At 39.5% G+C, this 24,661-nt stretch carries 20 protein-coding genes, 6 tRNA genes and 1 pseudogene; 18 read left to right on the forward strand and 9 right to left on the reverse strand.

Annotated features, from left to right (window positions below; all coding sequences use genetic code 11):
• Positions 1 to 195: 195 nt before the first annotated feature.
• From OSH00_RS01510 to OSH00_RS01530, 5 genes and pseudogenes are all read left to right on the forward strand, one after another.
• Positions 196 to 271 (forward strand) — tRNA-Glu (locus OSH00_RS01510).
• Positions 272 to 604: 333 nt separating this feature from the next.
• Positions 605 to 2,035, forward strand: a complete 1,431-nt coding sequence (locus OSH00_RS01515) for an amino acid permease (RefSeq protein WP_266128957.1) — start codon at positions 605 to 607, stop codon at positions 2,033 to 2,035.
• Between the two features lie 129 nt (positions 2,036 to 2,164).
• A pseudogene (locus OSH00_RS01520) lies at positions 2,165 to 3,050 on the forward strand (lipase family protein).
• A gap of 149 nt (positions 3,051 to 3,199) precedes the next feature.
• Positions 3,200 to 3,275: transfer RNA gene (locus OSH00_RS01525), tRNA-Glu, on the forward strand.
• Between the two features lie 41 nt (positions 3,276 to 3,316).
• Positions 3,317 to 3,392 (forward strand) — tRNA-Glu (locus OSH00_RS01530).
• Positions 3,393 to 3,503: 111 nt separating this feature from the next.
• Here OSH00_RS01530 and OSH00_RS01535 read toward each other — a convergent pair.
• On the reverse strand, positions 3,504 to 3,845 hold the full coding sequence (locus tag OSH00_RS01535; protein ID WP_266128958.1) for a YiiX/YebB-like N1pC/P60 family cysteine hydrolase: 342 nt from the start codon (positions 3,843 to 3,845) through the stop codon (positions 3,504 to 3,506).
• 416 nt (positions 3,846 to 4,261) lie between these two features.
• Positions 4,262 to 5,467, reverse strand: a complete 1,206-nt coding sequence (locus tag OSH00_RS01540; RefSeq protein ID WP_420909501.1) for a putative solute-binding protein — start codon at positions 5,465 to 5,467, stop codon at positions 4,262 to 4,264.
• A 715-nt stretch (positions 5,468 to 6,182) separates the two neighbouring features.
• Here OSH00_RS01540 and OSH00_RS01545 point away from each other — a divergent pair.
• From OSH00_RS01545 to OSH00_RS01555, 3 genes are all read left to right on the forward strand, one after another.
• Complete coding sequence (locus OSH00_RS01545; protein ID WP_266128960.1) at positions 6,183 to 6,779, forward strand: 5-formyltetrahydrofolate cyclo-ligase; 597 nt, start codon at positions 6,183 to 6,185, stop codon at positions 6,777 to 6,779.
• Between the two features lie 135 nt (positions 6,780 to 6,914).
• Positions 6,915 to 9,344 carry an endopeptidase La gene (gene lon, locus OSH00_RS01550; RefSeq protein ID WP_266128961.1) on the forward strand — a complete coding sequence of 810 codons (2,430 nt, stop codon included), beginning with the start codon at positions 6,915 to 6,917 and terminating at the stop codon, positions 9,342 to 9,344.
• 236 nt (positions 9,345 to 9,580) lie between these two features.
• A complete protein-coding gene (locus OSH00_RS01555; protein ID WP_266128962.1) occupies positions 9,581 to 9,958 on the forward strand; it encodes a VOC family protein in 378 nt (125 codons plus the stop codon).
• Positions 9,959 to 10,164: 206 nt separating this feature from the next.
• Here OSH00_RS01555 and OSH00_RS01560 read toward each other — a convergent pair whose 3' ends face one another.
• The 5 genes from OSH00_RS01560 to OSH00_RS01580 form a co-directional block, all read right to left on the reverse strand.
• On the reverse strand, positions 10,165 to 10,593 hold the full coding sequence (locus tag OSH00_RS01560; protein ID WP_266128963.1) for a DUF7832 domain-containing protein: 429 nt from the start codon (positions 10,591 to 10,593) through the stop codon (positions 10,165 to 10,167).
• Between the two features lie 129 nt (positions 10,594 to 10,722).
• Positions 10,723 to 11,568 (reverse strand): diaminopimelate epimerase, encoded by an 846-nt coding sequence (gene dapF, locus OSH00_RS01565; protein ID WP_266128964.1) that lies wholly within the window; start codon positions 11,566 to 11,568, stop codon positions 10,723 to 10,725.
• Positions 11,569 to 11,582: 14 nt separating this feature from the next.
• The gene (gene lysA / locus OSH00_RS01570; protein ID WP_266128965.1) at positions 11,583 to 12,827 is read right to left on the reverse strand and encodes a diaminopimelate decarboxylase; all 1,245 of its coding nucleotides are present in this window, start codon (positions 12,825 to 12,827) and stop codon (positions 11,583 to 11,585) included.
• A 33-nt stretch (positions 12,828 to 12,860) separates the two neighbouring features.
• Complete coding sequence (locus OSH00_RS01575) at positions 12,861 to 13,091, reverse strand: hypothetical protein (protein ID WP_266128966.1); 231 nt, start codon at positions 13,089 to 13,091, stop codon at positions 12,861 to 12,863.
• 146 nt (positions 13,092 to 13,237) lie between these two features.
• The gene (locus OSH00_RS01580; RefSeq protein ID WP_266128967.1) at positions 13,238 to 14,641 is read right to left on the reverse strand and encodes an amino acid permease; all 1,404 of its coding nucleotides are present in this window, start codon (positions 14,639 to 14,641) and stop codon (positions 13,238 to 13,240) included.
• Between the two features lie 280 nt (positions 14,642 to 14,921).
• Here OSH00_RS01580 and radA point away from each other — a divergent pair, with 280 nt between their 5' ends.
• The 3 genes from radA (at position 14,922) to OSH00_RS01595 (ending at position 18,254) form a co-directional block, all read left to right on the forward strand.
• Positions 14,922 to 16,310 (forward strand): DNA repair protein RadA, encoded by a 1,389-nt coding sequence (radA, locus tag OSH00_RS01585; RefSeq protein WP_010591196.1) that lies wholly within the window; start codon positions 14,922 to 14,924, stop codon positions 16,308 to 16,310.
• A gap of 398 nt (positions 16,311 to 16,708) precedes the next feature.
• Positions 16,709 to 17,704 (forward strand): Tim44 domain-containing protein, encoded by a 996-nt coding sequence (locus tag OSH00_RS01590; protein WP_266128968.1) that lies wholly within the window; start codon positions 16,709 to 16,711, stop codon positions 17,702 to 17,704.
• A 202-nt stretch (positions 17,705 to 17,906) separates the two neighbouring features.
• Entirely contained in the window at positions 17,907 to 18,254 is a 348-nt protein-coding gene (locus OSH00_RS01595) for an EF-hand domain-containing protein (protein WP_266128969.1), read from the forward strand.
• 129 nt (positions 18,255 to 18,383) lie between these two features.
• On the opposite strand, the gene OSH00_RS01600 is transcribed toward OSH00_RS01595, so the two are convergent.
• Positions 18,384 to 19,559, reverse strand: coding sequence for a S1C family serine protease (locus OSH00_RS01600; RefSeq protein WP_196077367.1), 1,176 nt, complete (start codon positions 19,557 to 19,559; stop codon positions 18,384 to 18,386).
• Positions 19,560 to 19,731: 172 nt separating this feature from the next.
• Here OSH00_RS01600 and OSH00_RS01605 point away from each other — a divergent pair, with 172 nt between their 5' ends.
• The 7 genes from OSH00_RS01605 (at position 19,732) to OSH00_RS01635 (ending at position 23,200) form a co-directional block, all read left to right on the forward strand.
• The gene (locus OSH00_RS01605) at positions 19,732 to 20,490 is read left to right on the forward strand and encodes a Nif3-like dinuclear metal center hexameric protein (RefSeq protein ID WP_266128970.1); all 759 of its coding nucleotides are present in this window, start codon (positions 19,732 to 19,734) and stop codon (positions 20,488 to 20,490) included.
• 209 nt (positions 20,491 to 20,699) lie between these two features.
• Positions 20,700 to 21,326 carry a superoxide dismutase gene (locus OSH00_RS01610; protein ID WP_196077369.1) on the forward strand — a complete coding sequence of 209 codons (627 nt, stop codon included), beginning with the start codon at positions 20,700 to 20,702 and terminating at the stop codon, positions 21,324 to 21,326.
• A gap of 76 nt (positions 21,327 to 21,402) precedes the next feature.
• Positions 21,403 to 22,044 (forward strand): hypothetical protein, encoded by a 642-nt coding sequence (locus OSH00_RS01615; protein WP_266128971.1) that lies wholly within the window; start codon positions 21,403 to 21,405, stop codon positions 22,042 to 22,044.
• Positions 22,045 to 22,118: 74 nt separating this feature from the next.
• Positions 22,119 to 22,194, forward strand: a tRNA-Asn gene (locus OSH00_RS01620).
• A 5-nt stretch (positions 22,195 to 22,199) separates the two neighbouring features.
• A tRNA-Asn gene (locus tag OSH00_RS01625) sits at positions 22,200 to 22,275 on the forward strand.
• A gap of 336 nt (positions 22,276 to 22,611) precedes the next feature.
• Positions 22,612 to 22,687, forward strand: a tRNA-Asn gene (locus OSH00_RS01630).
• Positions 22,688 to 22,750: 63 nt separating this feature from the next.
• The gene (locus OSH00_RS01635) at positions 22,751 to 23,200 is read left to right on the forward strand and encodes a DUF2726 domain-containing protein (protein ID WP_266129289.1); all 450 of its coding nucleotides are present in this window, start codon (positions 22,751 to 22,753) and stop codon (positions 23,198 to 23,200) included.
• 16 nt (positions 23,201 to 23,216) lie between these two features.
• Here OSH00_RS01635 and mgtE read toward each other — a convergent pair whose 3' ends face one another.
• Positions 23,217 to 24,554 (reverse strand): magnesium transporter, encoded by a 1,338-nt coding sequence (gene mgtE / locus OSH00_RS01640; protein WP_266128972.1) that lies wholly within the window; start codon positions 24,552 to 24,554, stop codon positions 23,217 to 23,219.
• Positions 24,555 to 24,661: the final 107 nt, after the last annotated feature.

Genomic DNA, 24,661 nt, shown 5'->3' on the forward strand with positions numbered 1-24,661 from the left:
GCCTTAAATTTTAATCTACAGCACACTCTCAATTACGTTTGGTTTTTATCAGCAAAGCGAATCCCATACAGTATTGATTAAATGACATGCTTAAAAATCGATAATTGTCGATTGATTCACCAGTTAGCATGTTTTTGCATAAATCTGTTTTGACAAAGGCGCAGTTTATTATTAATATACGCATCACCTCATAACGACCCTATCGTCTAGAGGCCTAGGACATCGCCCTTTCACGGCGGTAACCGGGGTTCGAATCCCCGTAGGGTCGCCATATTCGAGTCGATTTCTTAACTGAAACTTCTCATAAAAAGCCTGAGCAATAAGACTCAGGTTTTTTTATACCCCAACATTTTAAGCGGTCAAAAATACAGCAATAACATGGCGATACTTTTTAGCATTTTGCTGAACAATTGAGCTTTTCTACATGAAACTCATACAGGCTGAATTAAACATAAGAAATTGATTTAATTAAAAAATTAATAAAAATAAAAAATAGTGAAAATTTATATTCTGGATTATTGCCGATTAAAACCACTCAGTCATTGCACTATTTCGCAATTGGACTAAAATAGCGCGCTTCTTGTTTTATTTCCATTAGAAGCTTATGCCGTCATCACCAATTCAAAATGATGCTCAAGTATCATCTAATTCCTCACCACTCAAACGAGCAATGAGTACTCGTCACTTGGTGATGATTTCGCTTGGTGGTGCAATTGGTACAGGGCTTTTTTTGGGATCTGGTGAAGTAATTTCACAAACAGGTCCAATTGGCGCCATCCTCTCTTATATTCTGGGCGGTGTAATTGCATATATGGTCATGCTTTGCTTAGGCGAACTTGCTGTACATATGCCTGAATCGGGTTCTTTTGGTACTTATGCCCAGCGATATATCGGTCCAGGTACAGGCTATACTGTCACATGGTTATATTGGCTTACTTGGTCAGCAACTTTAGGTACAGAATTCACCGCAGCCGCTTTATTGATGCAAGAATGGTTTCCACACATCTCAATGTGGTTATGGACGATTATTTTTGCAGCAATTGTATTTGGCTTAAATATGAGTTCAACCAAATGGTTTGCTGAATCTGAGTTCTGGCTGTCACTGGTCAAAGTCATTACCGTAATTGCATTCATTCTTTTTGGTCTACTGGCGATCTTTGGTATTCTCAATTATCAAGGGCATCATGAAGCCCCGCTGTTCAGTAATTTAACGGCTGAAGGCTGGTTTCCTCAAGGCTTATTTCCTATTTTCACCACCATGTTAATCGTTAACTTTGCCTTTTCTGGCACTGAGTTGATTGGTGTTGCCGCAGGTGAAACTGAAGATCCGGCCAAAAACGTACCTAAAGCCATCAATACTGCGATCTGGCGCTTGTTGATTTTCTTTGTCGGCACCATCATCGTTATCAGCGCATTGTTACCTCATCAAATGGCAGGTTTACACGCTGAAGGAGTAAGCAGCAGCCCTTTCGTTACCGTATTTGATCATATCGGTATTCCTTATGCAGAGGACATCATTCGCTTTGTAATCATTACTGCATTGCTGTCTGCAGCGAATTCAGGACTATTTGCCGCCTCACGAATGATGTGGTCACTGTCAGCAAAAAAACAACTTCCTGCAATATTCTCAAGAGTCAATGCGCGTGGTATTCCTTATATTGCAGTGATTGTAACGATGTTTGGTGCGTTACCAGGCTTACTTTCAGAACAATTTGCACCTGAAACTATTTTTAAAAATCTATTGGGTGTCGCTGCTTTCACCATGGTTGTGGTGTGGATGAGCATTTGTCTGAGCCAATTTAATTTTAGACGTCAATGGTATAAACAAGGTCACAGTAAAGCTGAGTTAGGTTTTGCCGCGCCTTTGTTTCCGATCGTACCGATTTTGGGTTTTGTATTCTGCTTAATTACCTGTATTAGTATGGTATTTGATCCTGAAATGGTGGTTGGTTTTATCTGCTGTTTAATCTTTATTGCCATTTGTTACATCAGCTATGCATTCTTATATAAATCTCAGCATGATTCGCAGTGTTAAATAAAATACTGCCTGTATTTCAAATCTAAAGTGTAGCAATTGCTACACTTTTTGTACATTTAGAGATAGTCAAAAAAGCTTTAAGCTCGTAAATTAAATTTATAAATCTTGTGTTTGATCGCAGCAGCAATGAAAATTATTTTTATTCATGGCATGAATCAACAAAATTATAATGCTGATAATTTAAAACAACATTGGCTTGATATTTTTCAACAGGGTGTCAATGAACTTAAACTTGCTATTTCTGTCAGCGATCTTGATATCAGTCTGCCCTTTTATGGTGATTTAATCACCAAACATCAACTCAGTAATCGCTTTGATCTGGATACTTTCCTGCCTAAGTCATGGGTCAATCTGCATTTTCATAAACACAGTGCGAGCACAACGCCCACCACCCCCAATACGATGCAGACCATTCCAGTTTTACCTTACTTTATGCCTGAGCATGAGCTAAAACTGTCAAAACGCCTGTATTTAGTTTCTCAGCTCTTCAAAGACAAAGCACTAAAAGAATTTTCAGTAATTTTAAATAACTTTCCCAAACTGCATGAAAGCCTAATCCATAAGTTTTTGATCGAAACTTATTTATACTTGGCCAATCCTCAATTTATGGATGAAGTCCATCAACGAATTTTAGCAAGTTTAGAAGCAGATCAGGCACATATCATCGTTGCACATTCCCTAGGGAGCGTGATTGCATATAACCTTTTACAGCAACTCTCCCCGCGATACAAAATCCAACGCTTCATTACGTTGGGCTCCCCCTTGGCATTTAAAGTCATTCAATCCAAACTAACCCCCCCCGATTCAAAGCCCCGCTTGCTTAAATGGAGATTGGCATAATTTTTACTCTCCTGATGACTTCCTTACGGCTTTTCCATTGGTCAATGCACCATTTGACTTTCAGCCTGCCATTTTAAATACGTCTATTTCAACTTTTATACATTCTCCCCACCAGATTGTCGGCTATTTACAACATCCTGCCGTGATTAAGAATATAGTAGATGCACTTTAAATATCATCAGCACAATTCAATGGCTATGTTTTGCTCTTTTTTGTGTTATTGCTTTGTTTTTATACATATAAATCAAGTTTTCCATTTTATTGCAGAAAAAGGTTTGACACATCCCTGTATTCACCCTAATATACGCCCACCTCTGAAACGACCCTATCGTCTAGAGGCCTAGGACATCGCCCTTTCACGGCGGTAACCGGGGTTCGAATCCCCGTAGGGTCGCCATTAATGCTATGGTTTTGTTTCAAGGTCTGCCTCAATTTATTGACCCTATCGTCTAGAGGCCTAGGACATCGCCCTTTCACGGCGGTAACCGGGGTTCGAATCCCCGTAGGGTCGCCACATTCGGGATTGTTTTTTCATAAAACGTCTCACAAAAAAACCTGAGCATCATGACTCAGGTTTTTTGTTTTCTGGCTGTTTAAATATCTTTATTTTGCCATCATTTAAATCTTATCGCACATCGATCAATTGTTCTGAATTAAAACGTACACGGGATGCGATCACCATTTCATTCAATGGAATATGCTGACCATATCTTTGTTTCATTAGCGCTTTGACACTTGGATGACCAAGATCAAAACTGGATAATTTGTCCAAGGGCGCCACTTCTATTGCTAAAGCTTTTTTATACGTTTTCCAAACCAACTCTGAACAATAAACTGCATTGCCTGACCATTCAAAATAAACATCATGAGGCTGGTTTAAATAAGTTTCTGCTTGCTGAACTAATTTTTGCTGTTGTGTAACCGTAAGTTGGGTTCGATAACGCTTGACGCGATAGTGTTGATTCACGCCACGCTAAATCCGTTTTTGAAGGGTGTGTATTTCACAGCTTGAATCGTTTCCAAAACCCAGACCTGACCATTTTTCACCACAATCATCCCCATATGGCTGTATGGTGAATGTGTAGCTCAATGAATCACAAGGCTTTGGATGGGTTTAGAGCTATGAAGATAATATCTCCTGTTTGATAAGTCGTGGCATAACCAAAGATGGTAGAAAATAAGATCAATAACAATAAAACTTTTAATAGATTTAAGAACATCTTTTTCAATATTATTTTTAAGTATTGTGTGGTGAATTTAACAGAGATCGACAGGTTTAAAAAAATCGATCATCAAACAAGGCAAAATAAATGCTTATTTTGCCTTGCGTCAATCTTTCTTTAACAACGTTTTTATTTCTATGCATGGATAATGCTGACTGTCTTATTCATCATTCAATGCACATTCAAAACTACTGGGTGTTTGCCCACAGCGAACTTTTTTCAAGATCTTCATCATCGCAGGATCGTAAAAGCCTTCTTTGGTCATCTGAATACGTGCTTCACGCATAATCTTGATATAGCCTGGTTTGTCTGCTTCACGGATATCAAACCAATATTTATCCGGTACTTCTCTTTCGATTTTATCCACAAACTCAAATGCAGGACTGAGTTGTTTGGAAATCATTTCTCGCGCGATTGGTCCCATTCCTGCGGGGAATTTATTACGATGCATGATCAATGTTCCTGTCACTTGAATGAGCGGAAACTTGATGATACCGCCAACTACATTGCCATTTTTATCCGTCATGCCCTTTTTCAACTCTAAAGGCTTAAACAACAATGCAGGACCAGCCATAATATCGACTTCTTTATTATTAAACTTGCCACCCACCATTAACAAGTCAACAGAAACTGGTTGAGCACCTACATTTTGGACAAGCTTTTTCTGCGTTCCATCAAAATTCATAACAGCAACTTTTTTACCTGCTGCCTTAGATAAAGTATCTATACGACGGTCATTGACCATGATGTAAGCAGCACCCAATGGCACAATCCCTACCACTTCATAATCGCGGTTGACCATTTTTGCATCATACTCTGGACGTGCAAGCAACTGAATCACGGTAGTCAATTGCTTGTAATTTTGGACAGCGCCAATGGCATCGATACTGCCTACAAATGGATTGAATTGACGCGCACGTATATTACTGATACCTGCCCCATCACAGCGTTTACTTCGAAAATCTTCAGTTAAGACACGCTCATCGGTATAGACACGTAAGTTAATGTCTGTAGATGCTGTTTTTTTAAGTTTTGGATAATTTAAGTCAATGTGCATCGACAGTTTAGTTGGGCGTGTAATTTTCATATCCACACCGAATTCTTTGGCAATTTGAGTAATGCGTGGCAGTTCACTAATATAACTGGTGGCTTGTTCAAAAGCCTCACTATTCGCCCCATCGGGTGAAAATACACAGAGTGTGACGGTTTTAGGGATTTGTTGCCAGACTTTAGGATCATTCATCAACGTTTTAATTTTATTTTTAGAATGTGCTGAAAGTTCCAGATTTAATTTAGGTGTCACAGCTGGCGCAGCATAAGTCATCACAGACAAACTACTGGTCAATGCAAATAGAGTTGCCTTCATCCATGCCCGTAACAGCATTCTACGATGTGTATTCAGATTATCCTGCATCACTTTGTCCTATTTATATTCTTGTTGATCCATCATCACTCACGTGAATTCCTATTCAGCCTAATAGAAGTATGAAACTTTGCAATTGACTGTGTAAAATCCAACATTTGTCAAAAAAGATAGTTTATTGATCCCTGTCTAAATGACTATTTTAAGTTGATGTTTATCAGATAATTAGCAGGATTAGACTGATTTGTCCATTTATCGAAAAACTTTATAGGAGTTAAAATAGCTCCTCATCAAGAGTTGGTCATAATCCAAACATCAATCTTAAACACAAAATACGACAATCTATTGATCTGAGTTCGATAAAAATCCTTGATGAAATAGGATACTCAGAAACGTCATTCGCCACTGTTCGAGGCAGGACTAGTTCTATCAGGTATAGTTTCTGCGACTGATTAAATGTATTGCTGGTGGTTGACGAGTTTTGCGCATGACAATCGTGTTGCCAAAACAAAAGTATGGCTAGCCGCAGGCAGATCAAAAAATTGCATGAAAACCCAGCAAGCCCCCGCTGAGACTTATTATTTTTCAATAAGCTAAAGGTAGAGTTGCCTCGAACTCACGTTATTAATCTCAGATCAATCAAAACTGTAAATTTATCAATTATGTTGCGATTCACTTCATTGTATACTGTTTATAGTTTGGAACTAAACTTGAAAGCATGAATCAAAATTCACAACTGCGCAAAATCATCAGTCAGCAACGACGCAAGTTGAATTCACAGCAGCAAAAAATGATCGAGTTGCGGTGCTTAAAACAATGTTTAAAGCATCCGAAATTTTTAAACGCGCAGAAAATTGGACTGTATTTAGATGCTTTTGGAGAAGTTAAAACCAAACGTCTGATTGAATATTGCCTGACTCAGGGTAAAAAGGTTTATTTACCCATGATCTGCAATATGAATAACCACTTGGTTTGGGTAAGAATTTCCTATCAGCAATATCAAAATAAACGTTTTTCATTGCATCGGCTGGGCATGCTAGAACCCATGGCAAGCCGTGGAAAACATGTTTCTACACTGGATATTGTGATTATGCCACTATTGGCATGTGATATAAAAGGAACACGAATGGGAATGGGAGGTGGTTTTTATGATCGAACACTTGCTTCCGCTTTTCAACATCCGCATCGATTAGGTTTGGCTCATGATTTTCAGTATCTACACACCGAATTAGAAAGAAATTCGTGGGATCAATCTCTAGATAGCCTGATCACACCCACAAAAACATACTTTTTTAAACGCCAAATAGGTCAATAAATTCCTCCAGGCTTGCTTGCAAATCAGATACTTGCGATTTTTTAATTTTTTTATTAAGTAAAGCCCTTGTAATTTTTGAAATACACATCACTATAAAAAACATGGCAACACCGTTGTCACTCATTAGGAGTGCCCATGTCTGAAATTATTATGAATCAAGAAAACTTAGAGCCACAGGTTCCAAGTGTATTACCGCTGTTAGCGTTGCGTGACGTGGTGGTTTATCCACACATGCAAATTGCGCTATTTGTGGGTCGTGAAAAATCGATCAATGCAGTTGATGTGGCTCGTAACAGTGACAATTTAGTATTTGTAGTTGCGCAAAAAGATTCGCTTACAGAAGAAATTGATCACGACAACCTATATCAATATGGTACTGTCGCTAAGATTGTACAAGTTGTAAACCATGAAAATGATGAAAACTGCATCAAAGTGCTCATTGAAGGTTTACACCGTTCTAAGCTGGTTGAGATCATCGACAATGATGAATATTTATCAGCAGAACATGCGTTAAGTCCAATGACTGTATCAACAGACAAAGCTACACAAGCAACACGTGTAGATGAATTACGTGCGCTGTTTTCACAATATGCAGAAGCAAAATTACGTAATGCACGCGAGTTGATTGCAGCTGCCAACAAAATTGATGATTTACTGCAATTATTATTTTTTGTTGCAACGCGTGTGCCTTTGAATATTGATGTTAAACAAAAATTCCTAGAACACGACGAATTTGAAGCACATTTACAAGAACTCATGACCTATTTGTTGCAACAATCAGAAGAGCAACAAATTGAACAGACATTGCATGATTCTGTAAAACGTCAAATGGAAAAGAACCAACGTGAATACTTCCTCAATGAAAAGATGAAGGTCATTCAACGTGAACTTTCTGATATGAATGGCGGTGCAGAAGATGATGTTGCTGAAATAGAAAAACGTTTGGCTGAAGCGGATTTACCAGAACACGTCCGTAAAAAAGCTGAAAACGAATTCCGCAAGTTGAAAGCAATGCAACCAGCTTCAAGTGAAGCGGCTGTGGTACGTAACTATATCGAAGCGATCCTAGATACGCCTTGGAATAAAGCCAGTAAAGTTAGCATTAACTTGGCAAAAGCTCAGGAAATCTTGGACACAGACCATTATGGTTTAGATGAAGTCAAAGAGCGTATTGTTGAATACCTTGCTGTTCAGTCACGTGTGAAAAAACTTCGTGGTCCAATTCTGTGCTTGGTTGGTCCTCCTGGGGTAGGTAAAACTTCTCTGGGTGAATCCATAGCGAAAGCTACTGGTCGTGAATTCGTTCGCATGGCACTGGGTGGTGTACGTGATGAAGCAGAAATTCGTGGTCACCGTCGTACTTATATTGGTGCGATGCCAGGTAAAATCGTGCAGTCTTTAACCAAAGTCGGTGTGAAGAACCCATTGTTCTTGCTCGATGAAATTGACAAAATGGCACAAGATTATCGTGGTGATCCGGCGTCTGCATTACTTGAAGTCCTTGATCCATCACAGAACAGCAAATTTAATGATCATTATCTTGATCTTGACTTAGATTTGTCAGAAGTGATGTTCATCTGTACGGCCAACAGCATGAATATTCCAGAAGCCTTATTAGACCGTATGGAAGTGATTCGTTTACCTGGCTATACCGAAGACGAAAAAGTGAACATTGCAGACCGTTATCTTGTTCCTAAAGCAATTAAGAACAATGGATTACGTGCTAAAGAACTGACTGTTCATGAAGAAGCGATTCGAGACATCGTGCGTCGTTATACACGTGAAGCTGGTGTACGTAGCCTTGAACGTGAAGTTTCAAAAATTGCGCGTAAAGTGGTGAAAGAGTCTGTAAGCAAGAAAGCCAAAAACTTACATATCGATGTCACCGCTGAAAACTTACCTGAATATTTAGGTGTACATAAGTTTGATTACGGCATGGCTGAAGAAGAAGCGCAAGTGGGCCGTGTCAATGGTTTGGCTTGGACCTCTGTCGGTGGTGAGTTGTTAACCATTGAGGTTGCAGCAGTCAAAGGTAAAGGCAAATTCATTACTACTGGTTCACTCGGTGATGTAATGAAAGAGTCGATTACAGCAGCAATGACTGTGGTTCGTACGCGTGCAGATGAATTAGGCATTGAAGCTTCTCGTTTTGAAGAAACCGATGTACACGTTCACTTGCCTGAAGGTGCAACACCGAAAGATGGTCCTTCAGCAGGTTTAGCTTTAACGACTGCATTGGTTTCAGCATTTACAGGCATTGCAATTCGTCCTGATATTGCCATGACGGGTGAAACCAGTCTGGGTGGTCGTGCAATGCGTATTGGTGGCTTAAAAGAGAAACTTTTAGCGGCACATCGTGGTGGTGTTAAACTGGTGTTTATCCCACAGGAAAACGTACGTGACCTGACTGAAATCCCTCAAAATGTGAAAGATGGTTTAGAAATCAAAGCTGTGAAAAGTATCGATGAGATTCTACCACTTGCTTTGGTTGAACAACCTACACCATTGGTCAAAGCACCGATTGTAAAAACAGTTGATGAAGGTAAAAAAGCTGCACGTCATTAATCTTGGCGCTGCCACAATTCAGAAAAGAGAATGCTTCGGCATTCTCTTTTTTGTTTAGAGATCAGTAAAAACAAACCTGCTTACAAAATACAGCTGTATAACATTTAAGTTTGTCATAAGCTAATCACAATAAAGTCTAAAAATAATATTTGTTGGCTGAGCTCGATTTTATTGACCCAAGCAAACTGCCAACGAATGGTTTAATACATATAACAGTAAAACAAAAGGACACCATCATGCCAAATCCAGTCTGTTGGTTTGAAATCTATGTTAATGATATGCAACGAGCCAAATTATTTTATCAAACGGTATTGGGAACGGAGCTCAGTTTATTGAGTGATCCGACTGATGCAAATACCCAAATGTGGACTTTTCCATCCGACATGGACCAGTATGGCTCAGCAGGAGCATTGGTAAAAATGCAAGGTGTGCATGCAGGTGGAAACAGTACGATTATCTATTTCAGTAGTGAGGATTGTGCGATTGAAGAAGCGCGTGTTGTAGCTGCGGGAGGACAAATTCACCAAGCAAAAATGTCGATCGGACCACATGGGCATATCATTTTAGCTATAGATACCGAAGGTAATATATTTGGAATTCATTCAATGAGTTAATTGAACAGTTTCAGAACATTGAAACTTTTAGAATTTACATTTATATTGGTTGAAAAACAACCAAACAGCCTCATATATACATTAAGCAATATGTGTGCTGTAGTGTGGTTACTTAATGTTGGTTTGGTCTCCAGACGAATCAACATTAAAACACAGTCCTACCCATTTCGGACTGTGTTTTTTTATGGATCATTTTTTGATTAAACTTATTGACGGTTTTGCTTCCATTGCTGATATTTCTGACTGATTACCGCAGCAATTAAATCATAATTTTCCCAACTGTCTTCTACTGCATAAGTTTCAGTTAAACCTTTTGAATAAACCAAGGTTGCATCATAATCTTTAAAATATTGATGACTTTCATAATAGACTTGCGTAAATTCAAAGCCTTCTTCATTCAAATCTTCTTCCCAAAATTTTTCATCACACATATCTGTCAAAAACTGTGATCCCGTCATTTGGCGTGTACGCACTTGTTCTAATTCGGTTTCACTTTCTTCTTGGTGAAACTCACCTTCTAAATGATGATTGATTATCCATGCCAAATACATGCCGATATGTGTTCCACCATTTTTGTAGGGAAATCCCGCTTGTTCTGCGGATTCAGCATGCCAATCTATCCGGTCTATTGCCATTTTTTTTTCCTCTTGATTATGGTGATTTGCTTTAAATTTTAATAAATATCATTATTTTTGTTGTTGGTCAAAAATCAACTGATTAAATTTAAAAAGCCCTGAAATCAATTCAGGGCTAAGGGCAAATCACTAACTTTGAAAATAACGTAAATCCAAACGACCTTCATAAACAGTAGCCGTTGGACCTGTCATCCACACTACATCGCCTTCTTTCCATTCAATTTGCAATTTGCCACCTGCCAACTCAATTTCCACATTGTTGGCGAGCAAACCGCGACGCATACCTGACACAGCTGCTGCGCATGCACCCGTACCACATGCCATGGTTTCACCCACACCACGTTCAAAGACACGTAAGCGTGCATGTTTCTCATCAATAATTTGCATAAAACCTGCATTGACACGCTGTGGGAAACGCTCATGCGCCTCTACTTGTGGACCAATATGTGCTACATCTGCCGTTAAAACATCTGTAACGATGGTCACAGCATGTGGATTGCCCATATTGACCACATCAATGGTCAATGACTGCTCATCTGCTAGAGCAATGTCATACAAAGCATCCGGCTCTTCAGCAATAAATGGAATCTCTTGAGGTAAAAATTTCGGATAGCCCATATTGACCCGAACCCAACCATTTTCGCCCAATTCAGGTTCAACAATCCCTGCACTGGTCTGAACTTTAAAACGTCTTTTATTGGTCAATTGACGCTCATAGACAAAACGTGCAAAACAGCGAACACCGTTACCACATTGTTCAACTTCAGAACCATCGGCATTAAAAATACGATACTTAAAATCAACATTGGGGAAATCGGGTGGTTCGACAATAAGCAATTGATCAAAACCAATGCCAAAATGGCGATCGGCTAAGCGACGAATCGTCATTGCATCAAAAAGTGCATGTTGACTAATGAGATCGACAACCATGAAGTCATTGCCTAGACCATGCATCTTGGTAAATTCTAATAACATCTAAAAATTACTCCTTAAGGCAACAAACGTTCATTTTCCCAAAGTGATTCGATGCTTTCTCGTTTACGAATCACATAAGATTGCTCACCATCCACCATTACTTCAGCAGCACGGCCACGACTGTTGTAGTTAGAACTCATCACAAAACCGTATGCACCTGCCCCTAAAACTGCGAGATTGTCATTTTCTTTCAGGGCAAGCTCACGTTCTTTACCTAAGAAATCACCCGTTTCACAAATCGCACCGACGATATCCCAAGTTTTAGCTTCAACATCTGTATGTGGTGTTACAGGCTGAATATCCATCCATGCTTGATAAAGCGATGGGCGAATCAAATCATTCATTGCTGCATCGATAATCGCAAAGTTACGATGATGTGTCGGTTTAAGTAAATCAACCTTAGTCAGCAAAACACCTGCATTGGCTGAAATACTACGCCCTGGTTCCATATATACTTTTAAACCCAGTTTTTCTAGCGCTGGACGCATTGCGTTGGCATATTCAGCAACACTTGGCGGTGTTTCATCTTTATAAGTAACGCCTAAGCCACCACCAATATCAATATGCTTTAGATCAATCCCAAGCCCTTTCAATTGCTCAATCATCCTCATAATACGATCAAGTGCATCGACAAAAGGCTGAGTTTCAGTCAATTGTGAACCAATGTGACAATCAATTCCAATCACATCTAAATTTGGCAAAGACGCTGCATATTGATAGGTTTCAAAAACCACATCAGAAGGAATACCGAATTTATTTTCTTTCAAACCCGTTGAAATATAAGGATGGGTTTTAGCATCAACATCTGGATTGACCCGTAAAGAAATCGGTGCTTTTTGACCTAAACGTGCAGCAACATTTTGGATACGGTCAAGTTCAGCATGGGATTCCACATTGAAACAGGCAATGCCTACTTCCAACGCTTTTTGTATATCTTGTTCTTGTTTGCCCAGACCAGAAAACACAATCTTTGATGGATCACCACCTGCCGCAAGTACACGTGCAAGTTCCCCCCCTGTGACAATATCAAAACCACAACCCAGTTTTGCCAATACATTCAATACTGCAAGATTAGAGTTAGACTTCACCGCAAAACAAATTTGATGATCGATAAAGCTAAAGGCTTGATCCATATCTAAATAATGCTTTTCAAATGTCGCTTTTGAATAGACATAAAGTGGTGTGCCATATTGCGTTGCAAGCTGATCTAAAGAACATTGCTCTGCATGCAATACCCCATCAATGCGGGAAAAACTCATGAATGTATCCTTTCAATGAAAGTTCAAATAGGTTTAGTTTGAAGTCACTTGTGATGCTGGGGCTGGCTGATCTGCGGGTACAGCCTGATCCACAGCTTTTTTCTCAGCTTGAACAGTTGTGTTGTCATGCTTTGAATACAACAAGTATTTGGTACGTTTGTCTGAGTCGGGACTATTGGCTAACTGTAAATTACCAGATTGACCACAACCGACTAAAACGGCCGCACTAAAAACTAAACCGATGCTACAAATTGCTAAACGCATCTGCTCACCTATTTCCAAAATTTTTGTCAGTATACCTTGATTCTAAAATTTAGACCAAAATAACAAGCGCTCAAGCTTAAATTGAGAATAAAAAAAACGCCAGTCTATTACTGGCGTTTTCTTATGAGTATCATTGAAATAGCTAATTACTGTTTTTTCTTATAGAAACAGAAATAGCCAATCGCAAGGATAACCAACCAAATCGGACTGACCATCAAGGATTTCAGGGTATCTGGCTCTAACGCAAGGATCCCGATCGTTCCGATAAAGAAAATGATGACGACATAACAAGTAAATGGTCCGCCTGGCAACTTAAATACCGATTTTGCATGCAGTTCCGGACGGGTCTTGTAATACACCAAATAACTCCACAAGATAATGATCCATACCAGAATGAATAAAATCGTTGAAAGTGTGGTTGCTAAAGTAAATGCTTCTACAGTATTCGGGACAAAGTACTGTAATGCAGCACCTCCCAATAAACACACACCAGAGAAATATAAAGCATTGGCTGGAACAGCACGACGATTGAGTAAGCCAAATGCTTTAGGACCCTGGTCCTCACGAGAAAGTCCAAACAACATACGACTGGTCGAAAACACCCCACTGTTCATTGAAGACATCACCGAAGACAATACCACCAAGTTCATGATAATTGCCGCTGCTGCAATACCTGCTTGACTGAATAGGTTTACAAATGGGCTGACTTTAGGATCGATCTGATCCCAAGGCGTTACTGACATTACGATTACTAACGCCAAAACGTAGAAGAAAATAATACGGATTGGGATTGAGTTGACCGCTTTAGGTAAGTTCTTTTCAGGATCTTTGGTCTCTGCTGCTGTTGTACCGACAAGTTCTACTCCGACAAAGGCAAAGATTGCAATCTGGAAACCTGCCAGAAATCCTTCAAAGCCTTTGGGGAACATTCCTCCGTGATCCCATAAATGGGTAAAGGACGCAACTTGACCTGTAGCAGCTGAAGTGAAGCCTGTGAAAATCATCCAAAGTCCTACTAAAATCAGCACAACAATGGCAATGATCTTGATTAAGGCAAACCAGAATTCAAGCTCACCGAATAATTTTACAGTGACGAGGTTCAAACCCAGAATAAAGAAAATGGCCGCAACGCTAATCATCGCGCCTTCTGTTGGGGTAAAGGCCACACCATTATTAAAGAACTGCAAATAGTAGATGATCGCAGATAAATCAGCGATACCTATGGTGATCCAACACAGCCAATAAGTCCATCCCACAAAATAACCAGCCCAAGGACCAATTAAATCTGTTGAAAAGTCAATAAAAGACTTGTATTGCAAGTTTGAAAGTAGCAATTCCCCCAGCGCACGCATGACGAAAAACACCATCAAACCAATGATCATGTAGATAAATAATATCGAAGGTCCTGCAAGACTGATTGTCTTCCCTGACCCCATAAATAATCCTGTCCCAATCGCACCGCCAATTGCAATTAATTGAAGATGGCGATTTGATAAACTTCTAGATAGTTCACCTGTTTCCGCAGAAGAACTGAGGTTTTCATTTGACATTGTTATATTCTTCTCTCAGATTTCGTTTTACAAAAGTAGCTTAAAACAAAAAAAATAAAAAAGCCTTTTTCAATGGATACGCCTAATTATCTAGGATTTTCCACCTTTTAGCTTATTAAATAGCCAAGTGACTATTCCTTACCTTTCTTATTTTTACCGTTCCTTCATTTTGCAGTTTACGTGCCAAAATTGTTTTTGGCGAGATGTTGTGCAAAAAATTGTATTTTAAAGGCGCTATTGGTACATTCATTCAATTATTGAAAAGGTATATGCACTCAAAATGGGCAAAGTCAAAACTGTTTATCGTTGTGAACAATGTGGTACGGACCACCCAAAATGGGCAGGTCAGTGTTCAGACTGTGGTGAATGGAATTCTCTGACTGAAGTCCGTATTGAACCTGTGGTGTCACATCGAGCGAAACCTATGGGTGGTGGATATGCTGGACAAGCAGCCAATGTAACACTGTTAAATCAAATCACCGTTTCCAATGAAACGCGTTTAGGCACAGGAATTGGAGAGTTCGATCGGGTACTTGGCGGTGGTTTGGTTACTGGTTCGGTTGTATTGATCGGAGGCGATCCGGGCATCGGTAAGTCAACCATTCTTTTACAAACTGCAACACATATGGCAGCTGCGAATAGCTCTGCACTTTATGTCACAGGCGAAGAATCACTTTCTCAAGTTGCCTTACGTGCCAACCGTCTTGATTTGGCTACAGATAAATTACAGGTTATGGCTGAAACCTGTGTTGAACGCATTTGTGATACCTTGGCACAATTGCGTCCTGCGGTTGCAATTCTCGATTCAATCCAGACGCTATATACCGAAACCTTGCAGTCTGCACCCGGTGGAGTATCACAAATTCGTGAGTCGGCAGCGCTGTTAACGCGATTTGCAAAAAATAGTGGTACCGCTTTATTCATTGTTGGTCATGTCACCAAAGAAGGTTCACTTGCCGGACCACGAGTTCTTGAACATATGGTTGACTGTGTATTGTATTTCGAAGGACAGTCAGACTCTCGCTATCGAATGATTCGCGCAGTAAAAAACCGTTTTGGGGCAGTCAACGAACTTGGCGTATTTGGCATGACTGATAAGGGTTTAAAAGAAGTCGCAAATCCATCTGCTATTTTTCTAAGCCGCTATGATGAAGCCATTCCAGGTTCAGTTGTGATGATCAGTCGTGAAGGGACCCGCCCCTTACTGGTTGAAGTTCAGGCGCTGGTTGATGATGCCCATGGGCAGCCGCGCCGTGTGGCACTCGGTTTAGAACAAAACCGTCTAAACATGTTGCTTGCCGTGATGCACAGACATGGCGGTGTACAGACTTCCGGACAAGACGTATACGTGAATGTGGTCGGTGGATTAAAGATTACAGAAACAGGTTCTGACTTGGCAGTCCTATTGGCTTGCGCATCCAGTTTACGCTCTAAAGCTCTACCTCAGCAATTGGCTGTGTTTGGTGAGGTTGGTCTATCTGGAGAAATACGCCCTGTTCCCAATGGACAGGAACGTCTCAAAGAAGCCATTAAACATGGTTTCAAATACATTATTGTTCCTAGAGGCAATGCTCCGCAAAAGCCAATTGCAGGTGTGCAAGTGATTGCTGTTGCTCGTTTACATGAAGCGCTCACTGAGGCGATGCAACTGAGCGACGAAGTGGCTTAGTCAAAAAAACTCAAGAATGCTTTCATTTTTTAAAATTTTTCTGATTCAGAAGAGTGCTGTTTTTGCTTTATAGTCTAAGCAGCATTATTGAATGAGGCTAAATGAGAATCTTTGAGAGTAAATGCTTAATTTTTTTGCTTTAGAATTATACAATTCCACAAATATGATAAAACTACTCTAAATCCAGACTTTTCAATTATTTCAACAAATTAGCTCCATGATTATTTTCATCACCTTCGCCATCCATATATTCGTTATGATTATGTGAATATATACGCAAATAAATGCCAAAAACATTGAAATTCTCTGTAAAAGACTGCATAAATACAGCTATGAAAAGTAAAACATCATCTAGTTACTTTTCATACCCATAAACATTTTTTAAATAGGTACATTCAATGGAAGTTCGACAGCGCGGCTTGATCGCAGGTATTTTAATGGCAACTTTGGCTGTAGCACCGCTAGCCGAAGCAAAACGCGCCGGTGGTGGTAAAAGCCATGGCATGAGCCGTTCTTCGAGTTCAAGTCAGTCTTATTCTCAACCTCGACAAGTTACGCCTGCTCAACAACCAATGCCAGCTCAAGCAGGTCAGCAAAAGTCGGGCTCTGGTGTCGGTAAAATGGTCGCTGCTGGTGTGGCTGGTGCAGCTGTAGGTGCAATTGCTGCAAATGCAATGGCTGACAATAATAATGGTAATTCACAAGCGCAGACCAATGATGCTGAATTAGCGAAACAACAGGCAGCTCAGCAAGAAGAGAAAAAAGGCGGAATCCCAAGTTGGATTTGGTTAATTTTAATTGCGGGTGCTGCATTCTTCTTGTTCCGTAAATTCGGCGCAAAAAAAAAATTAGCGGGCAATAACCCTTATGCACCAAATACGTCAGGTCCTACATCTGCGCCATTTGGTCAAAACAACAGCGCACGTAATTCAGACAATACCAATATTTTTGGTCAATCTGTAAATGGTGGTGGTGCTCCACAGGCGCCTTTTGGTGCAGCATCCATGCAAAGTGGCAATCAGCTTCCAGATGGTACTGAACCTGCAGCTTTCTTACGTGTGGCACGCCAACGTTTTAACCATATTCAATCCATGAACTCTGTCAGTAACATTGCAGAAATTCAACGCTATTTAACGCCTGATCTTTATCAGTCCATGTATAACGATATTATGGCGAACCAAGATCAAGATGTTGCTGAGTTTTCGAACTTGAATGCATTGGTGATCGATAGTGCAACTGAAAATGGTCAATATGTGGTAAGTGTTCGTTTTACAGGTACAGTAAGTGAAGATTTAAATAGCTTACCTGCACCATTCTCAGAAGTATGGCATTTTGTTAAACCTGCGGGTTCTAGCCAAGATTGGTTAGTGGCGGGTATTCAGCAAGAAAGCTAATCTAATGTCTTTAATGCTCATCAAAAACCAGTGCTTAGGCACTGGTTTTTGCGTATATTCATAGCTAAAAAATGGCCAAACATAGTTTAATTCTGTTCTATGTCATACCCTTTAATATGCAGAAAATCATGATAATTAAATTGCTTTGAAAAGTTGAATGATATATTTATGTTTTAAATAACCATGCAAATAGAGTAGAACAATGAATAAGATAATCTATGCGACACTCATCAGTCTCAGTACATTGAGCACTGCAAGCTTCGGCTGTGAACCTGCTTCCATGGATTGGGAGGGATTTTATAAAACCTATGATTTAAATAAAAATAATACTTTTGAACTGAATGAATTTTTAAAGGTGACAGACTTTGCGCCATACCCTTGGCCAGATGACCGACAGTTTCAAGGCAAAGATAAAAATACTAAATTATTTAAATATCTAGACGAAAATAAAGACAGTAAAATCACAGAAGATGAATTTGTCAAAATTTATACTTTATTCCCAAATCCTTGTGCAGATTGGCCGTATAAGTCCAAATGGAAATTGTGGTAAAACTTAACTGGGGGAGACACGCCAGAGATTTAAATAAATGATGAAGATCATTTCTGTTGCTCTTGCTCTGTTTAGATGCTATTGAAAATATAAAAAAGCCCTGAAATATCAGGGCTTCCATACACAAGATTAACGTTTTGGTAGTGGAATAAATTGGGAGTCATTATTCAGGACTTTTCGTTCCCCCACTTTAACAGTTAAATTCACTTTTTGATCGCCACGTACAACTTCAACCTGAATCTCAGTATTTGGCGCTTGTAATGCAACATAATTAATCAAATGTGAAGTTGAGGTAATATCTTCATTGTTGACTTTAACAATGCGGTCACCAACTTTGATTCCTGCTTCTGCCGCAGGACCTCTTTTCAATACATCTGCCACGACAACACCAGGCTGACGAGGTTGCAACACGTCTTCTTGTGTTGGTGGAACTAAGCTGATACCCATCCAGCCACGAATCACTCGACCATCTTTTAAAATCGAATTGAGTATTTGCTGGCAAATTTTTGCAGGGATTGCGAAACCGATTCCTAAAGATCCACCTGACTGTGAGAAAATAGCAGTATTGACCCCAATCAAATTCCCAGCAACATCAATCAATGCCCCCCCAGAATTACCTGGATTAATCGCTGCATCAGTTTGAATAAAATCTTCGTAAGTATTGATCCCGAGATCAGAACGTCCTGTTGCAGAGATAATCCCTTGGGTTACAGTTTGCCCTACTCCAAATGGATTACCAATTGCCAAGACAACATCGCCCACTTCATTGCCACTCAATTTAAACGGCAAGACGGGTAAATCTTTTAAACCAATTTTGATGACGGCCAAATCTGTATCTGGGTCAGTTCCTATTACAGTTGCTTCTGCGCGGCGTCCGTCTTGCAGGGCAACCACAATTTGATCAGCCTGTGCAATAACATGGTTGTTGGTCAGAATATATCCATCTGGACGGACGATCACCCCAGAGCCCAAGCTATTTTCATTCTGGTTTTGATTCTGTTCAGGAATCTGATTACCAAAAAACTCTCGAAATGCAGGATCATTAAGCAGTGGATGATTTTGTTTTACTTTTTGAGTGGTAAAAATATTGACCACTGCAGGCGCTGCAACTTTGACAGCCGCGCTGTACGACACTACCCCACCTGTTCTAGAGGTATTGACCAACGGCTCTACTTTCTCCGCTGGCATCTTTACACCATCTGCTGCAATCGGTGCTTTGGGTTGCTGAAGTTTCTGCCATACGACAAAACAAATAATTACCAGTATTAGTAAAACCCAAGGGAGCCAAGTAAATGAACGCCGCACGTTTTTATTCCTCTAAGAATTTTTTAATTCGTTGATGCAAAAGCAATTTGTATATTGTAAAGCAATTCAATAAAGAAACATAAAAAATACAAAGAGTTTTGTTCAGCTTTAGTTACAGTTTAAAATGTGTTTTGATATCCTTCAATTAGTGTAATTTCATAAAAGGTGATTCATGGCTTTACTTAAAGATATTATTCTGTGGTGTGATCAAACCTTAAAATCACATGAATTTAAAGACTATGCGCCTAACGGGTTACAAATTGAAGGAAAATCTGAAGTAAAGAAAATTCTTTGTGCAGTGACAGCTTCACAAGATGCGATTGATGCAGCCATTGAAAAAAAAGCAGACCTGTTATTGGTCCATCATGGATATTTCTGGAAAGGCGAGCCTTACCCAATTACGGGGATGCGTGGTAAACGCATCAAGCGTTTAATTCAAAATGACATTTCTCTTGTCGGCTATCATTTGCCCTTAGACTCACATCCGACACTCGGTAATAATGCCATGATTGCTCAAATATTGGATTTGGAAAATATTGAAGCTTTGGATCCTTATGAACGTCATCCGATTGGCAATATCGGTTATTTAAAAAATGCTCTTTCTCCTGCAGATTTTAAACAATTGCTGACTGAAAAATTAGGTTTCGACACCATTCATTTGAGTGCAGAAAAATCACAGATTCAAAAAGTGGGCTTCTGTACTGGTGGAGCACAGGATTATATTGTTAAAGCAGCAGCGATGGACTGTGACGCCTATATTTCTGGGGAAGTCAGCGAACGTACTTTTTATGAAGCCAAAGAATTAAATGTGCACTACTATGGCTGTGGTCATCATGCTACTGAACGCTATGGTGTACAAGAATTAGCCAAAGCGATTGCAACACAGTTCAAGATTGAGTCTGAATACCATGAGTTGAATAATCCGATTTAATCTCGATAAAAGTATCAGCTCATTATCTTTAAAAATGACTTGATACTTTTTCAAGAAAATCTTCACTGGGTTTCTTGATTGTCTATATACGTATTAAATCGAAATAAATTGTGTATTGTTATTTAACATCATGCCCTATTGCGCGAAGAATCTATTACAATAAAGCCACTTAAATGTTAAAACCCAGCTCAATGCAAGGAATTTAAAACATGACAACCATTACTTTACCTGCTCTACCATACGGCTACGAAGATCTTGCGCCACATATCAGCAAAGAAACTTTAGAATACCATCACGATAAGCACCATAATACCTATGTTGTAAACTTAAACAACTTAATCAAGGGTACTGATCTTGAAGGTAAAACTTTAGAAGAGATCATTGTTGCTGTTGCTGGCGATGCATCTAAAGCAGGTGTATTCAACAACGCTGCTCAAGTTTGGAACCATACTTTCTACTGGAACTGTATGGCTAAAAATGGTGGCGGTAAAGCAACGGGTGCTTTGGCAGCTAAAATTGATGAAGCTTTCGGTTCTTACGAAAAATTTGCTGAAGAGTTTGCTGCTGCTGCAACAACTCAATTCGGTTCAGGCTGGGCATGGCTTGTTGCTGACAAAGTAAACGGTGAGCTTTCTATTCTTAAAACTTCAAATGCAGATACTCCACTTGCCCATGGCAAAGTTGCGGTATTAACAATTGATGTTTGGGAACATGCTTATTACATCGACTTCCGTAATGCTCGTCCAAAATACATTTCAACTTTCCTAGAAAGCTTAGTGAACTGGGACTATGCAAATGCTAAATATGCAGGTCAAGCTGCGGGTGTTGAAAAATAAGATTGAATAATTTTATTTTGTCAAAGAGCCATTCTGATTAGAATGGCTTTTTTATGTCATTCTATTTTATCATTTCATGATTGATACTACATATACAATAAAAGCAGATCCAATAAAAATCATTGCTGGTTTTGTCATTTTGACTGCGCTACAGATTCCTTGCTACCTTTATATCGCAGATTCAGACTACATCACCTTTACTTTTATTTTTGTACTGTTGTTTTGGCTGTTAATTTTTTTATTCGAACTGATTTCAATCTATCTACTGATTAAATATGGACGTCCGCAGCTATGTTTTCACAGCGATTTTTGCCAAATTCAAATGACTGCAATCAACATCAAAGTAGATTATGAAAAAATCTCTACATTGAGCCTGCGTAAAAGACAGCAAGAACATCACGGTTTTTCCTATGGAATGTATTACGAAATTGAATTAACCATGAGTGATCAAATCATGCAGCAACATGTTTTTAGAAAAAAGCCCTATCCTGTCAAAAACTTATTCGTATCGTCCAACTTGCTTTTCAGAAATACCCAAATCCTAGAAATTGCGATTATTTTTAGTGGTTTAGTCCGAAAGAAAGCTTCCAAGCGGATTGAAAGTATTCTACAGCTACAACGCTGTCCCCAAGCATATGAAGGGTTAATTTCTGAAAAAGATTTAGAAAACTTTAAAAATAATCAATATATATACAAATTATTTAAATTCGGACAATAAAAAAACATTTAGGGTGTTTTTGGCATAATTTCACTTGACCACTTTGGCTTTCATCCATAAAATGCGCATCAGATTCTCCAATAGCTCAGTCGGTAGAGCGACGGACTGTTAATCCGCAGGTCCCTGGTTCGAGCCCAGGTTGGAGAGCCATCTATTCTTCCATAGCTCAGTCGGTAGAGCGACGGACTGTTAATCCGCAGGTCCCTGGTTCGAGCCCAGGTGGAAGAGCCAAATTCTAAAAAGCCCACTCATGATGAAGTGGGCTTTTTTTTATGGTTAAAATTTATCAGTATTGCAAAGATAAACCGTACAATCAATTAAGTGTAAATCAGTACTGGCTGAATAGTTTGCCAACAGAGCAAGGCCATTTGAAGATGATTGAATTGATCAAAGGTTTAAATCAAATGCTGAGTCTGCTGAAGCCGAATATTCTTTTTAAACAAATCTATGAATTTCTTTATTTTTATTCAAAATGATCAATTATTTAGCAAATAATACTTTTTTATGGTGAATTTAACAATTTTTCCTTGACCCATCTGCATTTCCTCCCTAAAATGCGTTCCAGATTCTCCAATAGCTCAGTCGGTAGAGCGACGGACTGTTAATCCGCAGGTCCCTGGTTCGAGCCCAGGTTGGAGAGCCAAATTCTGAAAACCCACTCATGACTGAGTGGGTTTTTTCTTGCCTATCAGATACTGTTTTATTTATGTCGCTGGATTCCCATCAGGCTTTATTTTTATTTATCGGCTGTATCGCAACAATCGCTTTGCTGATTGCATGTTTTGGCCGTTATCTATTTCAACGCCAACATTACTATGCAAAACGTGTGATCACACCATTTGAACAGAAAATGTTTTTTCGCTTGAATGAGACTTTTCCTCAGCACCATGTGCTTGCACAAGTTGCTTTCAGTGCCTTAATTGACTGTGATCAATTCAAGTTACGTTCCAAGTTCAATCGTAAAGTCACTGACTTTGTTCTGCTCAGTTCACAACTCGAAGTGATTGCAATTATTGAACTCGATGATCCCAGTCATATCGGTAAAGAACATATCGATGCACAACGAGACGCTATGCTGATACAGGCGGGTTATCAGGTATTTCGCTATACAGATATCCCCAGCAGCCGAGAACTCAGAAAAGATATTGCCCATTAAACTCATCACACAGCACTTATAAAATAATCGAGGCGATACATAGATAAACTATTACACCGGTTGCATCACAGATTGAAGTCACCAATGGGGCCGATGCACTTGCTGGATCTAACCTTAAACGGTTCAAGATGAACGGTAGGCTCATACCAATAAGACAGCCCATCAATACAATGCCCATCATACTGAGTGCGAGGACCAAAGCAACCATTGCATCACCTCTAAAATAGCCGAGTATGGAGACGGCTATTGCCATCGTTCCACCAAGACATAGCCCAACCAGACTCTCCCGTCCAATCAGATATAACCAATCTTTTAAATGGACATCCCCTGTTGCCAGAGCACGTACCATCAAGGTTGCAGATTGAGAGCCAGCATTCCCTCCACTGCCTACAAGCAAAGGCAAAAAGAACACCAATACAATATTCTTAGCAATGATGTCTTCAAAATGCGCGATACCAAAACCTGACAATAAGCTGCCAAATACTAAGATGACCAACCAGAATACACGTTTCTTATACAGATAATGAATGGGCGCCGTTTTAATGCTCATTTTGGGCGAAGATGTAACTGCACTGGATTTTAAAAAGTCTTCTGTCGCCTCTTCAGTCGCAATATCCATTGCATCATCATAGGTCACAATCCCCACTAAACGTTGCTGCTGATCTACAATAGGGAGTGCAATGAAATCGTAATAATGTAATTTTTCCACAATACTTTCCTGGTCTTCGTTTACATCTCCTACAATTAAATCAGTACGCATCACCTCAGTCATATTTTGATGAGGATCAGCCAAAATCATTTCACGTAAAGAAGCGACACCCAATAATCTATTATGCGGATCTACAACATAGATGAGATAGACAGTTTCACGATTTTTAGCACTTTTTCTGATGTGTTCGATCGCTTGGCTAATATTCAGATCTGGTGGCACTGCCACATAATCTGAACTCATGATTGCTCCAGCAGACTCTTCTGGATATTTGGCTAAATGTTGAATTTGCTGTTGGATTTCAGGACTAAGTTCAGTATAGATGGACTGTTGCAATGAATACGGCAAATACTTAAATAAATCTGTCTGATCATCTGAGTGCATCTGCGAGAGAACTTGAATCAGGTTCTGCTTTGGCAAATGCTCTGCAATTTTAAGCTGTTGGTCTAATGATAAGAACTCAAGAATATAGGCAGCATTGGGCAGATGCTCAACCAAAGTCACCTGTTCACTTAATGACAGATCACCCAACAGCTTTGCTATATCAGCATCATTAATTTGATCAAAATATTGTTCTATCAATTCAAATTGGTGGTTTTGAATGGCTTTTTCTATTTTTGAAATTAATTCTAAAGAAAACTGCATAAGAAAGTCCAAAGTTGATCACGCTTTGGCAAAAATACTGGACTGTAATGCTAGGAAAATAAAGCGCTTTTTTGTTGTTAAAATGAGGGGTTCAATCCAGAAGAATA

Origin of the sequence: Acinetobacter nematophilus, from assembly GCF_026344175.1 — a bacterium.
In the GTDB taxonomy this organism is placed as follows: domain Bacteria; phylum Pseudomonadota; class Gammaproteobacteria; order Pseudomonadales; family Moraxellaceae; genus Acinetobacter; species Acinetobacter nematophilus.

Bases quoted from the DNA above. Each gene is read 5' to 3' on its own strand.
- mgtE (WP_266128972.1), bottom strand. From the start codon at position 24,554: ATGCAGTTTTCTTTAGAATTAATTTCAAAAATAGAAAAAGCCATTCAA.
- dapF (WP_266128964.1), bottom strand. From the start codon at position 11,568: ATGTTATTAGAATTTACCAAGATGCATGGTCTAGGCAATGACTTCATG.
- OSH00_RS01555 (WP_266128962.1), top strand. From the start codon at position 9,581: ATGCCAAATCCAGTCTGTTGGTTTGAAATCTATGTTAATGATATGCAA.
- OSH00_RS01605 (WP_266128970.1), top strand. From the start codon at position 19,732: ATGGCTTTACTTAAAGATATTATTCTGTGGTGTGATCAAACCTTAAAA.
- OSH00_RS01575 (WP_266128966.1), bottom strand. From the start codon at position 13,091: ATGCGTTTAGCAATTTGTAGCATCGGTTTAGTTTTTAGTGCGGCCGTT.
- lon (WP_266128961.1), top strand. From the start codon at position 6,915: ATGTCTGAAATTATTATGAATCAAGAAAACTTAGAGCCACAGGTTCCA.
- radA (WP_010591196.1), top strand. From the start codon at position 14,922: ATGGGCAAAGTCAAAACTGTTTATCGTTGTGAACAATGTGGTACGGAC.
- OSH00_RS01615 (WP_266128971.1), top strand. From the start codon at position 21,403: ATGATTGATACTACATATACAATAAAAGCAGATCCAATAAAAATCATT.
- OSH00_RS01560 (WP_266128963.1), bottom strand. From the start codon at position 10,593: ATGGCAATAGACCGGATAGATTGGCATGCTGAATCCGCAGAACAAGCG.
- OSH00_RS01515 (WP_266128957.1), top strand. From the start codon at position 605: ATGCCGTCATCACCAATTCAAAATGATGCTCAAGTATCATCTAATTCC.
- OSH00_RS01540 (WP_420909501.1), bottom strand. From the start codon at position 5,467: ATGAAGGCAACTCTATTTGCATTGACCAGTAGTTTGTCTGTGATGACT.
- lysA (WP_266128965.1), bottom strand. From the start codon at position 12,827: ATGAGTTTTTCCCGCATTGATGGGGTATTGCATGCAGAGCAATGTTCT.
- OSH00_RS01590 (WP_266128968.1), top strand. From the start codon at position 16,709: ATGGAAGTTCGACAGCGCGGCTTGATCGCAGGTATTTTAATGGCAACT.
- OSH00_RS01635 (WP_266129289.1), top strand. From the start codon at position 22,751: ATGTCGCTGGATTCCCATCAGGCTTTATTTTTATTTATCGGCTGTATC.
- OSH00_RS01610 (WP_196077369.1), top strand. From the start codon at position 20,700: ATGACAACCATTACTTTACCTGCTCTACCATACGGCTACGAAGATCTT.
- OSH00_RS01595 (WP_266128969.1), top strand. From the start codon at position 17,907: ATGAATAAGATAATCTATGCGACACTCATCAGTCTCAGTACATTGAGC.
- OSH00_RS01545 (WP_266128960.1), top strand. From the start codon at position 6,183: ATGAATCAAAATTCACAACTGCGCAAAATCATCAGTCAGCAACGACGC.
- OSH00_RS01580 (WP_266128967.1), bottom strand. From the start codon at position 14,641: ATGTCAAATGAAAACCTCAGTTCTTCTGCGGAAACAGGTGAACTATCT.